Here is a 12766-nt window from a genome sequence, read left to right as displayed (position 1 = left end):
CCGATCCGCCTCGCAGTCCACCCGCACGTTAGCCCGTCGGCGATCGCCGTCGCAGCCCCGGCCGGGTGACGCGCGTCGTTCGTACCAACCGAGATGCCCCTTGTGTACGCAGATCCGGGCGTCCCGTCCGAGGGCACGATCGACAAAGGGCCCGTTCGTCGGAGCCGTCGCTCCCCCCGTCGACCGACCCGCGTCGACCGGTCAGCGGACGTCGACCAGCGGCAGCGACATCCCCGCGCCGCCGCCCGGCAGGGCGATGGAGGAGAAGTGCGAGACCACCCGGTCGTCGGTCGGGTCGTCGGCCGGCGTCCAGTGCACGGCGAGCCGTTCGTACTGGGTGTCCCGCTGGGCCGGGATCCGGTCGGCCGAGCGGATCATGCCGATCAGCTCGTGCAGGTTGGAGCGGTGCCGCGCACCAGCGGAAGAGATCACATTCTCCTCCAGCATGATCGAGCCGAGGTCGTCGACGCCCAGGTGCAGGGCGAGCTGGCCGACGTCCTTGCCGGTGGTGAGCCAGGACGCCTGCAGGTGCGGCACGGTCTCGAAGAAGAGCCGGGACACCGCCACCAGCCGCAGGTACTCCAGGGTGGTGGCCTGCGTGCGGCCCTTCAGGTGGTTGTTCTCCGGCTGGTACGTCCACGGGATGAACGCCCGGAAACCCCGCGTCCGGTCCTGCACGTCGCGGATCATCCGCAGGTGCTCGATCCGCTCGGCGGCGGTCTCGCCGGTGCCCATCATCATCGTCGCGGTCGACTCGACGCCCTGCCGGTGGGCCAGCTCCATCACCTCCAGCCAGCGCTCGCCCGACTCCTTCAGCGGCGCGATCGCCTTCCGCGGCCGTTCGGGCAGCATCTCCGCGCCGGCGCCGGCGATCGAGTCCAGGCCGGCGGCCTTGATCCGCGCGATGGCTTCGTCGAGACTCACCCTGGAGACCTTCGCCATGTGCAGGATCTCGCTGGGGCCGATCGAGTGGATGGCGAGCTGCGGGTACGCGGTCTTCACGGAGGAGAACAGCTCCTCGTAGTATTCGACCCCGTAGTCGGGGTGGTGCCCGCCCTGGAGCATCACCTGGGTGGCGCCCAGCTCGACCGCCTCACCACAGCGCCGCAGGATCTCCTCGGTGGGGTGGGTCCACCCCTCCTTGTGCTTCGGCGCCCGGTAGAACGCGCAGAACTTGCACGCCGTCACGCAGACGTTGGTGTAGTTGATGTTGCGGTCGATCAGATACGTGACGATGTTGTCCGGGTACCGCCGCCGGCGCGCCGCGTCGGCCGCCTCGCCCAACGCGTGGAAGGGCGCGTCCGTGTAGAGAAGCAGAGCCTCCTCGGGCGTGATCCGCCCGCCGTCCGCGCCGCGCCGCAGGATGTCGTCGATCTCCCGGTTCACCGTCACGCCCCCGAGCGTACGTCGCCGGCCGCAGGCCGGTTCGACCACGTCAGATCGACACCGCCTCGACGGACCGGGGGTGCACCGGGACGCCGGCGACGAAGGCGGACCACGCCGGGCGCCCGAAACCCAGCACCGGCCCGGTCGGGGAGTCACGGACGGACGGCCACGGCCCGGGTCAGCTCGGCGACCTCCACGCAGTCGGCGTTCGTACCGCTGCGGCCGGACTTGCGCCACCTGGCCGCCGGAAGGGCCGGGATGATCCCGGTGCACTCACTTTCGCTCGTGTTCTGCCGCAACCCGAACGACGAACTCCGCCGGCAGGGATAACTGGACCGCGAGCCTCCGCCACCCCACGTGATCCAGCCCACCTGGCAGGGACGAACCGGGGGCCGCCCTCAGGCGTCGTAGTCGACGGTGAGCCGGTCGGTGGTCGGGCTGGACTGGCAGGTCAGCACGTATCCGGCGGCCACCTCGTCGGGCTCCAGGGCGTAGTTGCGGGCCATCGTGACCTCGCCGTCGACCACCTTCGCCCGGCAGGTCGAGCAGACCCCGCCCTTACAGGCGTAGGGCAACTCGCCGCGCACCTTCAACGCCGCGTCCAACACCCGTTCCGCACGCCCCATCGTGAAGGTCGAGGAGCGGCCGTCGAGCAGGATCGTCACCTCGGTGCCGACGCCGGGCCCGTCGCCGGGGCGGCGGACCGGCTCCGGCGGGGCGTCGACGTGGAACAGCTCAGCGTGCACCGCCTGCTCCGGCACGCCGCGCGCGGCCAGCACCTCCCGGGCGTCGCCCACCATCCCGTACGGGCCGCAGAGGAACCACTCCTCGATCGCGTCGCCCGGCACGATGGTGTCCAGCAGCCGGCCCAGCCGCTCGGCGTCGACCCGCCCGGACAGCAACGGCGACTCGCCCTGCTCGCGGGAGAGCACGTGCACCAGGTGCAGCCGGGTCGGATACCGGTCCTTCAGGTCCGCCAACTCCTCGGCGAACATCACGGTGTTCGCCGTGCGGTTGCCGTACACCAGGGTGAAGGTGCTGGCCGGCTCCACGGACAGGGCCGTCGCGATCAGCGCGAGCACCGGGGTGATGCCGGAGCCGGCGACCACCGCGCCGTAGCGCCGCACCCGGTCCGCCGCGAACGCGGTGGTGAAGTGACCGAGCGGCGGAAGCACCTCGACGGTGTCCCCACCGCGCAGCACACCGCAGGCGTAGGCGGAGAAGACACCACCCGGGATCTCCCGCACCCCGATCCGCAACCGGCCGTGCCGGGCGAGTTCCGCCGGCGGGGAACAGATCGAGTACGACCGGCGCACGTCCGCGCCGTCGTCGGTCACCCGCCGCACGGTCAGGTGCTGGCCGGCGGAGAACGCGAAGGTTCCGCGTAGCTCCTCGGGCACGGCGAAGGTGACCGCCACCGAGTCGGCGGTGAGCCGGTCCACGGCGGCGACGGACAGCGGGTGGAAGACCGGACGGCGGCGGACCGGCCGGGTGATGGTGACAGTCACAGTGCCTTCAGGTGGTCGAAGGGTTCGGAGCAGGACCGGCAACGCCAGAGCGCCTTGCACGCGGTGGAGCCGAACCGGCTGATCTGTTCGGTCTCCGGCGAGCCGCAACGCGGGCAGCGCACGGCCAGGGTCACCGGCACGGCGCCGACGCGCCGGGCCGGTGCCGGCGGGGCGATCCCCGCGGCGGCGAGCTTGGCCCGGCCGGCCGCCGAGATCCAGTCGGTGCTCCAGGCCGGACTGTGGATCGTCTGGATCTCGACGTCGGGGTGGCCGGCGGCGGCCAGCGCCCGCCGGATGTCCGCGCGGATCACGTCCATCGCCGGGCAGCCGGTGTAGGTGGGGGTGATGGTCACGACGACCCGGCCGGTGGCCGGCTCGTGGTCGACCGACCGCAGGATGCCGAGCTCGTCGATGGTGATCACCCGGATCTCCGGATCCACCACCGCCGCGACGGCCGCCCGGGGCGTGGTCACCACTTCGCCCCCGGGTGGGTGCGGTGCAGCACCTGCATCTCGGCGAGCAGGTACGACAGGTGCTCGGTGTGCACTCCGTCCCGGCCGCCGGCCGGGGCCCAGGACGTCTGCGGGACCGTCAACGTCGCCTCGTCGAGCACCGCCGTCACAGTCGCGTCGAAGTCGGCCCGCAGGCTGGCCGGGTCGACCGGCGCGGTCGGATCCGTGGTGAACAGCTCGTGGGCGTACGGCCACACCTCGTCGACCGCCGCCTGCATCCGCCGGTGGGACTCCTCGGTGCCGTCGCCGAGTCGTCGCACCCAGAGCGAGGCGTGGTCGAGGTGGTACGCCGACTCCTTGTGGGCCTTGCCGCCGATCGCCGCCAGCCGCTCGTCGGCGCAGCCGGCCAGCGCCGTGTAGAGCGGGAGCTGGTACGCCGCCAGGAAGAGCAGCTTCGCCATGGTCACCGCGAAGTCGCCGTTGGGCAGTTCGACCAGGAGACAGTTCCGCAACTCCCGGTCGTCGCGGAGGAACGCCAGCTCGTCCTCGCCCCGCCCGGCGCCCTCCAACTCGCCTGCGTACGCCAGCAGCAGGCGCGCCGCGCCGAGCTGGTCGAGGGCGATGTTGGACAGTGCGATGTCCTCCTCCATCTCCGGTGCGTGGGTGGACCACTCGGCGAGCCGCTGCGCCGCGATCAGCGCGTCGTCGCCGAGGCGGAGGGTGAAGTCGAAAGGACCGCTCACGCCGCCACCCCGCTCCGCTCGGCGGCGCGACGCGCCCCTTTGCCGAGCCAGCCGGTTCGCTCGCTGCGCTCACTCACAGGTGCGCCACCCCGTCCGGCACGTCGTAGAAGGTGGGATGGCGGTAGACCTTGTCGGCGGCCGGGTCGAAGAAGGCGTCCTTCTCGTCCGGGCTGGATGCGGTGATGGCGCCGGCCGGCACCACCCAGATCGAAACCCCCTCCTGGCGGCGGGTGTAGAGATCCCGGGCGTTACGCAGGGCCAGCTCCGCGTCGGGCGCGTGGAGGCTACCGACGTGGGTGTGCGACAGCCCGCGCCGGGCCCGGACGAAGACCTCCCACAGCGGCGCGGGATCGCCCGCCTCGAGCCGATCGGCTCGCTCGACACGCTCGCGACTCACGCGACCACCTTCTCCTTCTTCCGCTGCTTGGTCGCGTAGGCGGCGGCGGCCGCACGGACCCAGGCGCCCTCGGCGTGGGCGCGGCGACGGCGCTCCGTCCGCTGCCGGTTACACGGCCCGTCGCCCTTGATCACCCGCATCAGCTCGTCGTAGTCGGGCTGGGTGAAGTCGTACGCCTGACGCTCCTCGTTCCAGCGCAGGCCGGGGTCCGGCAGGGTGAGGCCGAGCACCTCGGTCTGCTGCACACACATGTCGACGAAGCGCTGGCGCAGCTCGTCGTTCGAGAAACGCTTGATCTTCCAGGCCATGGACTGGGCGGAGTGGGTGGACTCGCCGTCCGGCGGGCCGAACATGGCCAGCGACGGGTACCACCACCGGTCGACCGCGTCCTGGGCCATCGCCTTCTGCGTCGCGGTGCCGTGTGCCAGGGTGTGCAGGATCTCGTAGCCCTGCCGCTGGTGGAACGACTCCTCCTTGCAGACCCGGATCATCGCCCGCGCGTACGGCCCGTACGAGCAGCGACAGAGCGGCACCTGGTTGACGATCGCCGCGCCGTCCACCAGCCACCCGATGGCACCCACGTCAGCCCAGGTGAGGGTGGGGTAGTTGAAGATCGAACTGTACTTCTGCCGGCCGGCCAGCAGTAGGTCGACCAGTTCGTCCCGGCTGGCCCCCAGGGTCTCGGCGGCGGCGTAGAGGTAGAGGCCGTGCCCGGCCTCGTCCTGCACCTTGGCGAGCAGGATCGCCTTGCGCTTGAGCGAGGGCGCGCGGGTGATCCAGTTACCCTCGGGCTGCATTCCGATGATCTCGGAATGGGCATGTTGGGCGATCTGCCTGATCAGCGTCTTCCGGTACGCCTCCGGCATCCAGTCCCGCGGCTCGATCTTTTGGTCGGCGTCGATGACCTCGGCGAAGTACGTCGCCAGGTCCTCGCCGGGGGCGGCGCCACGCCGCCCCCGCTCGGCGGCCTCCCGCAACGCCACCTCGGCCGCCTCGACCTCGTCGAGGAGTCCGCCGGACGCGTCCTCGGCGGGGAAGTCATTGCCATACATACCCCAAGTGTTACAGCTGCACGCACGAAACTCTAGAGGGTGTCACAGGATCGACACCCGGTGGAGGGCTTCGACCACCTACGTTCGCCGCCGAAAGAACACGTCCAGTCACCATCCGTGCCGTGAGGTGAGTCACATGGCAAAAGTCATTCCGCCCACACGACACATTCCGTCGTGATACTCCGTCTTCATAGCAAGTTGCCAGGTGTCGAATCTCGGCGCACCACAGATCCGGACGTAGACTTCCCCCGGCACAGCAACCGGTAGCCGGCGATCACCCGAGAGGCCGCCACCCCCGGCCTCGGCGATCCGCCGACCTGCCCGGACAGACACCGCCTCCCCCGGCCCTGACATCTGGAGCTTTCCCACTCATGCGATCCCGCGTGACCCAGGTGCTCGCCACCGTGGCGATCCTCCTCGGAAGCGCCCTACTCGTGCCCACCGTGTACGCCCGGCTAGCGGCCGGCGACGGCGGGGACACCGGTGGTGGCGTGGGGGGCGTCGCGACGCCTGCACCAGTTCCGCCGCCGAAACCGACGCTGGCTGCCGCGCCGGTTTCGGTCGACTTCTCGGGCGAGTTCATCTCCTGGGCCCTCATGGACCGCGAGACCGGCACGATCTCCGGGGCGGAGAACCTGTCATCGACGAGCTCCACCGAGTCGATGATCAAGGTCTGGTTCGCGGCGGACTACCTGAAGCGCCTCGGCGACAAGCAGCTCCCGCCAGCGATGAAGACGAACATCACCACCGCCATCCGGGACAGCAGCGACGACGCGGCAAACGCGCTCTACTCGGCGATCGGAAGGTCCGCCGCCATTGAGCGAATGATCAGCACCTGCGGGCTCACCGACACCGAGCCCGGCACGGTGCCCGGCTACGAGGGTTGGTGGAGTTTCACCCAGATGTCGCCCCGGGACGCGGTGCGGCTCGGCGACTGCATCGCCGACGGCACGGCCGCCGGACCGAAGTGGACCGAATACCTGCTGGACGAGATGAGCAAGGTCCGTGGCACCACCGCCGCCAAGGACCAGAACTCGCGGTCCGGCGGAGGCCGCTGGGGCATCATCGACGGCCTCCCTGAGTCGATCACCACCCAGGGGCCGGTCAGCATCAAGAACGGCTGGACGCCCCTCAACTACGACGGCAACTGGCATGTGAACTGTCTCGCGGTCACCGACGACTGGAGTCTCGCGGTCATGCTTCGCTACCCACAGCAGAGCGGGCTCGACTACGGCGCGCAGGTCTGCGCCAGCGTCACCACCCAGCTCGTCACGCCGCAGCCCGGTGCCGTCCTCAAGGTGCCGCAGCAACCGGTCGAGGCGCACTGATGGCGCCCCGCCGCCGCTCGAAGCGGGGACTGTCACCCAAGGCCCTGACAGCCGTGGTCACGGTCGTCCTGATCGGGCTCGTGCTGGTGCCCCTACGCCTGCTCCCCGGCTCACCACTCGAGTCCACGGCGGCCGCACGCTGGGGCACCCCTGACGCCCCCGCCGAGCGTCCAACCGGCCCGCCGGCCGACCGGAAGGTCCGCCCGTCGCCCAGCCCCTCCCCGAAGCTGGAGCCGCTGCCCTTCGCCGCGAAGGAGCTCGACGACCTGGACATCGAGGGCTGGTACGCCTGGAGTGTGCTGGACCGACGCACCGGTGAGATCATCGGTTCGGACAACATGGACGAGACGAGCACCACCGCGTCGCTGATCAAGTCCTGGATCGTCGCCGACTACCTGCGCCGCACCGCCGAGGCGGGCAAGACCCCGAGCGATGCGAAGCTCGCCGACGCCACGAAGATCATCCGGGACAGCGACAACACCCGGACCCAGCAGTTCTACAACAGCCTCGACCGATCCGCCTCGATCAAGCGGCTGCTCGCCACCTGCGAACTCACCGACAGCAGCGTCGCCAGTGACGGCGGTTGGAGCCGGACCAACCTGTCGCCACGCGACACCGCCCGCCTCGGCGCGTGCATCGCCGACGGCCGCGCGGCCGGCCCGGAGTGGACGAGTTGGCTGCTCGACGAGATGCGGCAGGTCCGAGGCGCCGGCGACTTCGGCATCCGCAAGGTGTTCTCGGCCGAGGAGCAGAAGACCGTCGCGATCAAGAACGGCTGGGTCGACCGCACCCAGGAGCAGGAGAACCACGTCAACTGCCTCGCCGTCGGCGACACCTGGACGATGGGCGTCATGCTGCGCTACCCGATCGGCTTGGGCTACGAGTACGGCATGCAGGGCTGCCAGAAGATCGCCGAGGCGCTCCGGACCGAACCCCTCTGAGCCGGCTGATCGGCCCGCACGGGCCGATCAGCCGGCGAAGAAGGCGGGACCGTCGCTGGGGAGCTTCGGGGCGGCGCCCGCACCGGCGGCGCGGCGGGCGAACTCGCGCAGGCCGGCCACCTGCCGGTCACCGAGGCTGAAGTCGAGCGCACGGAAGTACGTCGCCAGCGTCGCCGCGTCGAACGGCTCCCAGCGCGCGGCCGCCTCGGCGACCTGGTCCAGCTCGGCCAGGCAGAGGTCCCGGGACCGCAGGAACGCCTCGTGCACCCCCTTGACCAGACCCGGATGGGCGGCGGCGAAGTCCCGGCGTACCGCCCAGACGGCGAAGACCATCGGGAGACCGGTCCACTCGCGCCAGGCCTGCCCGAGGTCGACGACCGTGAGGCCGCGTCCCGGCGCCTCGTGGAGGGCGCGCAGCGCCACATCGCCGATCAGCACCCCCGCGTCCGCCTCCAGCAGCATCTGCGTCAGGTCCGGCGGGCAGCGGAAGTACTCGGGATCCACCCCGTACCGCTCGGCGAGTAGCAGCCGGGCCAGCAGCACGCCGGTCCGCGAGGTCGACCCGAGCGCGACCCGCCGCCCGTGGTGCAACTCACCCAGCGGCCGGGTGGAGACGATGTTGACCGACAGCACCGGTCCGTCGCTGCCCACCGCCAGGTCGGGCAGGAGCAGCAGGTCGTCGGCGTGGCGCAGGTATTCGACCAGGGTGATCGGGCCGATGTCCAGGTCACCGGCGACCAGGGCGGCGCTCAGCCGGTCCGGCGAGTCCTTGTGCAGGTCGACGTCGATCAGAGCACCCGACCGCATCAGCCCCCAGTAGATCGGCAGGCAGTTCAGGAACTGAATGTGTCCGACCCGGGGGCGCGCGACGTGCTCGACCATGCTCCGACCGTATCTCCGCCGACCTGCGCCGGCGCACCGGGCGGGATGGGAGTGGCCGACACCGCAGCCACCAGACCCGAGGCCGTGTCCGATCATGACGAGGCGCCGCCAGGGACGCGGCGAGGGGACCTGTGCGTCGACCGTGACGTACGGCCTGCTCTAGCCGAACGAGTCGGTCCGGCGGCGATGTAGCAGCCGGAACACGGTCAACCACTGTTCCGGCCACACCTCACCGACCGGGCGATCCGGTGGGATCCGGGCCGCACGGAACGCACTCGCCACGCCGCGATAGCGTCCTTCCAGCGACGCCTGCAACGACCCTCCGACCCCACGGAAACCCACATCCACCATCCGTTCGTACGCGGACATCGCGCTCGCCGGCACCAGTGGTGCCGCCCGTCGGGTCAGCTGCAGTACGCCGCCGTCGACCCGTGGCACCGGCCGGAACGCGGTGCGCGGAATCCGCCCGGCCAACCGCCAACCGATCATCGGCCAGGTGGCGATCGTCAGCCGGCTCCAACGTCCGTAGTCGCCGGTACGTTTGCGGGCGTATTCCCACTGCACGAGCAGCGTGGCCGTGGTCATCGAGCCGGCCGTGAGGCACCAGTCGACCACCGCGGCGGTCAGCGCGTACGGGATGTTCCCGACCACCGCGAACCGTTCTCCGGGCGGGTCGGCTGCCAGGAAGTCGCCGTTCACCCGCAACCGGGGGTGGATTGGGAGCGCGGCGGACATCGCCGGATCCACCTCGTAGGCGACAACGCGGGCACCGGAGTCCAGCAACGCGGTGGTGAGGTGGCCGCGTCCGGCGCCCACCTCGTACACGAGGACGTCGGGTTTGATCTCGGCTGCGGCCAGCACGGTGCGGATGGCCCGTGGGTCGGCGAGAAGGTTCTGTCCGTACGCGCGGCGGGCGCGGCGGTACTCGGAGTAGGGCGCCATGACGGTGGTCCTGTCAGCTGCGGCGGACAGGCGTCATCACGACCCGTCCGCCGTCCGGAAATGTGGACGCGGAGGGCCCTGGGCGCAGCCGATCAGAAGGTCAGAAGGGGATGCGCCGCAGGGCGGGACGCCGGTCGCGCAGCCGCACGACGGGCGCCTGCCCGCTCCTGATCAGCGTGATCATGTCGACCATGGGCGCACCGTATCGTCGCCGGCGACCGCAGCGCACCCGAATTCCGCGGGGCTGACGCGTCGACCACTCGGTCAGGGCAGTGTGGCGTTGGCGCGTCCGGTGAGGATGTCGTGGATCGTGAGGTGCTCGAGTTCGGTGGTGATCGCATGGGCGATCGTGCGATCGAGAGCGGTGAGCGCCTGCTGGACGGTGCGGCCGGTGGTGCAGGTGGGGTCGGGCCCGTGAATTCCGAGTACCGGGTCGGCGCCCTGCAGGAGGCGCCATATCTCGGCGAGTGAGATGTCCCGCGTGTCGGTGGCGAGTTCCCAGCCCCCGTGCACGCCGGGGCGTGACCGCACCAGCCCGGCGTTGCGTAGTGGGCCGAGCACCCGGCGCACGTGGACCGGGTTGACGTTGGTGCTTTCCGAGAGCTCTCCCGAGCTCACGGGACGGCCTGCGGCGGCACCCCCGAGGTAGGTCAGCACGTGCACAGCCACGGCGAACTGGGTGTTGGTCGACCGAGCCATAGCCCCATCTTGCCATTTCGTAACCGTCACGGCTACAGTCGAATTCGTAACCATGGTGGATACAGAACGGAGCAGGGATGACGATCGCCATTACTGGAGCCTCCGGGCCCCTGGGACGCGCCGCCACGCGTTTCGCGCTGCAGGCCGTCGGTCCGCGGGACATCGTGCTCGCGACTCGACACCCGGAGTCGCTCGCCGACTTGGCCGACCGCGGTGCCGATGTCCGACGGGTCGACTTCGGCGATCCACTCACCCTCGCCACCGCGTTCAAGGGTGTGGACCGGCTGCTGCTCATCTCGACCGATGCGGTCGGTGCGCGTCTCGAGCAGCAGCGCGCGGCTGTCCGGGCCGCGGCTGACGCGGGTGTCCGACATGTCGTATACACCTCTGTGCCGGAACCGCTGCCGGGGAACCCCGCACGGGTGGTCGCCGACCACGCCGGCACGGAGCAGACGCTGCGCGACAGCGGCCTGCGGTGGACGGCGCTGCGCAACAACCTCTACGCCCACCTGCAGGTGCCGGTCGTCAAGCGAGCTGTCGCCTCGGGCCGGCTCGTGACCAACAGCGGCGCCGGGGCCACCGCGTATGTGGCCCGGGAAGACTGCGCCGCGGCGGCGGCCGCGGTCCTGACCGGGGACGGGCACGAGAACCTGGCGTACGACGTCACCGGACCCGAGGCGCTGAGCGGCGCCGATCTCGCGGCCCTCGCCGGCGAGATCGGCGGACGTGACGTCGAACTCGTGAACATCGACGACGACGCGTCCGTCATCGGGCTGCGGGCCGCCGGGCTCCCGGAGGAGACCGCGGACCTCGTGACCTCCTTCGGCGCGGCAGCGCGCGAGGGCTATCTGGCAAACGTCAGTACGACCGTCACAGATCTGACTGGACGTCGACCGATGGCTCTGGCGGATGTCCTCCGCACGGCACTGACGTCCTGACCGCGGAGACGGGCGGGACGACGGCGCGACGGACGCGGTGAGGTCCGGAGCCGGGCCGGCAGCGGCCCGGCTCCGGACCGAGCGCCGCGCGCTGTCTGATCGCCCCGTTGCCCCTCCCGGCATGAACAGAGGAATTCGGAGTTGGCCAAGAACAAGAAGAGGAACCCTGCCGATCGCGCGGGTGAAACGCCCGCGCGGAGTGTCTCGGTCCTGGTAATCCTTGCCCTTCTCGTTGCGCTCGGGCCGCTGTCCACCGACGCGTACGTGCCGGGCCTGCCCCGGCTCGCCGAGGACCTGGACAGTTCCGCGTCGAGGATCCAGCTGACGGTGACCGCCTGCCTGGTCGGTCTGGCCGTCGGCCAGCTCGTGGCCGGGCCGATGAGCGATGCGCTCGGCAGGCGAAGACCGCTGCTGTTCGGGCTTGCCGGGTACGCGGCGGCCGGGTTCTCGTGCGCCCTCGCCCCGAACGCGGAGATCCTCGTCCTGTTCCGGGGTTTGCAGGGGGTGAGCGGTGCCTTCGCTCTCGTCATCGCCTACGCGTACGTGCGTGACCTCCGCACCGGGCGGGCGGCGGCCCGATACTTCTCGCTGCTGCTGCTGGTGACGGGCCTCGCGCCGATAGTCGCCCCGCTCGCGGGCGCCCAGATCCTGAGAGTGTCGGGCTGGCGCGAGATCTTCGCCGCGCTCACCGCACTGTGTGTCGTGCTCCTCGTCGTCTGCCTCGTCGCGCTGCCGGAGAGCCATCCCGCCCACCGCCGCCGGCCCGGGGGTCTGCGAGCGACCGGGTCGGTGTACGGCCGGCTGCTGAGGGACCGCACTCTCATGGGGTACGCGCTCACCAACGCGCTGGTATTCGCGGCCATGTTCGTCTATATCTCGGGGTCGCCCTTCGCGCTCCAGCACGTCTACGGGCTGTCGCCGCAGCAGTACAGCCTCGTTTTCGCCGTGAACGCCTTCGGACTCGTCGCCGCGGCTCAAGCGAACGGACGGCTCGTCCGCCGGGTTAGCGCCCGGCTGCTGCTGGGCTGCGGCGTGATCGGCTCAGCTTCCGGCAGTGTCGCTCTCCTCGTCCTCGCACTCACCGGCGCGGGGCTACGGCCGGTACTCGCCGCCCTCTTCGTCGTGGTCACGAGCGTGGGGCTCGTTCTACCGAACGCGCCCGCGCTGGCCCTGGAGAACCACGGCGCTCACGCCGGCGCCGCAGCGGCGCTGCTCGGCTGCGGCCAGTTCCTGTTCGGTGGCCTTGCCGCACCCCTGGCGGGCGTGCACGGATCCGGTGATGTGACACCGATGGCCGCGGTCATGGCCGCCCTCACCGCCGCGGCGGCCATCACCCTCGCCGTGCTCCTACGGCCCACCGCCGCCGCGCGCCGCCGCCAACAACAGGTCGGTGCCGGCGACCTCGCCCTGCGGTGACCGCCCGATCCGCACCACCTTTCCCAGCGACGGCAACGACCGCCACCTATCCACAGGCCAGCGTCCACACGGCGACCGGCCA

15 protein-coding genes are annotated in these 12766 nt (G+C 70.8%); 4 read left to right on the top strand and 11 right to left on the bottom strand.

Annotated elements, in window-relative coordinates; all coding sequences use genetic code 11:
- Positions 1-201 precede the first annotated feature (201 nt).
- The 8 genes from mqnC to paaA all read right to left on the bottom strand — a co-directional run bounded on the left by mqnC (position 202) and on the right by paaA (position 5538).
- On the bottom strand, positions 202-1392 hold the full coding sequence (gene mqnC / locus QTQ03_RS21725; protein ID WP_289279639.1) for a cyclic dehypoxanthinyl futalosine synthase: 1191 nt from the start codon (positions 1390-1392) through the stop codon (positions 202-204).
- Positions 1393-1435: 43 nt separating this feature from the next.
- On the bottom strand, positions 1436-1522 hold the full coding sequence (locus QTQ03_RS30760) for a hypothetical protein (RefSeq protein ID WP_502889881.1): 87 nt from the start codon (positions 1520-1522) through the stop codon (positions 1436-1438).
- A 16-nt stretch (positions 1523-1538) separates the two neighbouring features.
- Positions 1539-1757, bottom strand: a complete 219-nt coding sequence (locus QTQ03_RS30755; RefSeq protein WP_502889804.1) for a DUF397 domain-containing protein — start codon at positions 1755-1757, stop codon at positions 1539-1541.
- A 27-nt stretch (positions 1758-1784) separates the two neighbouring features.
- A complete protein-coding gene (gene paaE, locus QTQ03_RS21715; RefSeq protein ID WP_289279638.1) occupies positions 1785-2894 on the bottom strand; it encodes a 1,2-phenylacetyl-CoA epoxidase subunit PaaE in 1110 nt (369 codons plus the stop codon).
- A complete protein-coding gene (gene paaD / locus QTQ03_RS21710) occupies positions 2891-3367 on the bottom strand; it encodes a 1,2-phenylacetyl-CoA epoxidase subunit PaaD (protein WP_289279637.1) in 477 nt (158 codons plus the stop codon). The genes paaE and paaD overlap by 4 nt, the downstream gene beginning before the upstream one ends.
- Positions 3364-4089 carry a 1,2-phenylacetyl-CoA epoxidase subunit PaaC gene (gene paaC / locus QTQ03_RS21705; protein ID WP_289279636.1) on the bottom strand — a complete coding sequence of 242 codons (726 nt, stop codon included), beginning with the start codon at positions 4087-4089 and terminating at the stop codon, positions 3364-3366. Before paaC ends, paaD begins: the two co-directional genes overlap by 4 nt.
- Before the next feature lie 73 nt (positions 4090-4162).
- Positions 4163-4486 (bottom strand): 1,2-phenylacetyl-CoA epoxidase subunit PaaB, encoded by a 324-nt coding sequence (paaB, locus tag QTQ03_RS21700; RefSeq protein ID WP_289279635.1) that lies wholly within the window; start codon positions 4484-4486, stop codon positions 4163-4165.
- Positions 4483-5538 (bottom strand): 1,2-phenylacetyl-CoA epoxidase subunit PaaA, encoded by a 1056-nt coding sequence (gene paaA / locus QTQ03_RS21695; protein ID WP_289279634.1) that lies wholly within the window; start codon positions 5536-5538, stop codon positions 4483-4485. Before paaA ends, paaB begins: the two co-directional genes overlap by 4 nt.
- Positions 5539-5909: 371 nt before the next feature.
- Here paaA and QTQ03_RS21690 point away from each other — a divergent pair, with 371 nt between their 5' ends.
- Both QTQ03_RS21690 and QTQ03_RS21685 read left to right on the top strand, forming a co-directional pair.
- Positions 5910-6866, top strand: coding sequence for a serine hydrolase (locus QTQ03_RS21690; protein WP_289279633.1), 957 nt, complete (start codon positions 5910-5912; stop codon positions 6864-6866).
- Positions 6866-7807, top strand: coding sequence for a serine hydrolase family protein (locus QTQ03_RS21685; RefSeq protein ID WP_289279632.1), 942 nt, complete (start codon positions 6866-6868; stop codon positions 7805-7807). Before QTQ03_RS21690 ends, QTQ03_RS21685 begins: the two co-directional genes overlap by 1 nt.
- Positions 7808-7834: 27 nt before the next feature.
- On the opposite strand, the gene QTQ03_RS21680 is transcribed toward QTQ03_RS21685, so the two are convergent.
- The 3 genes from QTQ03_RS21680 to QTQ03_RS21670 all read right to left on the bottom strand — a co-directional run bounded on the left by QTQ03_RS21680 (position 7835) and on the right by QTQ03_RS21670 (position 10330).
- Entirely contained in the window at positions 7835-8689 is an 855-nt protein-coding gene (locus QTQ03_RS21680) for a menaquinone biosynthetic enzyme MqnA/MqnD family protein (RefSeq protein ID WP_289279631.1), read from the bottom strand.
- Positions 8690-8848: 159 nt separating this feature from the next.
- Positions 8849-9631 (bottom strand): 23S ribosomal RNA methyltransferase Erm, encoded by a 783-nt coding sequence (erm, locus tag QTQ03_RS21675; protein WP_289279630.1) that lies wholly within the window; start codon positions 9629-9631, stop codon positions 8849-8851.
- Positions 9632-9895: 264 nt separating this feature from the next.
- Positions 9896-10330 carry an Rrf2 family transcriptional regulator gene (locus tag QTQ03_RS21670; protein WP_289279629.1) on the bottom strand — a complete coding sequence of 145 codons (435 nt, stop codon included), beginning with the start codon at positions 10328-10330 and terminating at the stop codon, positions 9896-9898.
- Between the two features lie 77 nt (positions 10331-10407).
- On the opposite strand from QTQ03_RS21670, the gene QTQ03_RS21665 reads away from it, so the two are divergent.
- Together QTQ03_RS21665 and QTQ03_RS21660 are read left to right on the top strand one after the other, a co-directional pair.
- The gene (locus tag QTQ03_RS21665) at positions 10408-11268 is read left to right on the top strand and encodes an NAD(P)H-binding protein (protein WP_289279628.1); all 861 of its coding nucleotides are present in this window, start codon (positions 10408-10410) and stop codon (positions 11266-11268) included.
- A 141-nt stretch (positions 11269-11409) separates the two neighbouring features.
- Positions 11410-12684, top strand: a complete 1275-nt coding sequence (locus tag QTQ03_RS21660; protein ID WP_289279627.1) for a multidrug effflux MFS transporter — start codon at positions 11410-11412, stop codon at positions 12682-12684.
- Positions 12685-12766 lie beyond the last annotated feature (82 nt).

It is taken from the genome of Micromonospora sp. WMMA1363, from assembly GCF_030345795.1.
In the GTDB taxonomy this organism is placed as follows: Bacteria; Actinomycetota; Actinomycetes; order Mycobacteriales; family Micromonosporaceae; genus Micromonospora.
The sequence above is the reverse complement of the archived record's forward strand: the minus strand, read 5'-3'. Positions and strand labels throughout refer to the sequence as shown.

Bases quoted from the DNA above. Each gene is read 5' to 3' on its own strand.
- QTQ03_RS21680 (WP_289279631.1), bottom strand. From the start codon at position 8,689: ATGGTCGAGCACGTCGCGCGCCCCCGGGTCGGACACATTCAGTTCCTG.
- QTQ03_RS21690 (WP_289279633.1), top strand. From the start codon at position 5,910: ATGCGATCCCGCGTGACCCAGGTGCTCGCCACCGTGGCGATCCTCCTC.
- QTQ03_RS21665 (WP_289279628.1), top strand. From the start codon at position 10,408: ATGACGATCGCCATTACTGGAGCCTCCGGGCCCCTGGGACGCGCCGCC.
- QTQ03_RS21685 (WP_289279632.1), top strand. From the start codon at position 6,866: ATGGCGCCCCGCCGCCGCTCGAAGCGGGGACTGTCACCCAAGGCCCTG.
- QTQ03_RS21670 (WP_289279629.1), bottom strand. From the start codon at position 10,330: ATGGCTCGGTCGACCAACACCCAGTTCGCCGTGGCTGTGCACGTGCTG.
- erm (WP_289279630.1), bottom strand. From the start codon at position 9,631: ATGGCGCCCTACTCCGAGTACCGCCGCGCCCGCCGCGCGTACGGACAG.
- paaA (WP_289279634.1), bottom strand. From the start codon at position 5,538: ATGTATGGCAATGACTTCCCCGCCGAGGACGCGTCCGGCGGACTCCTC.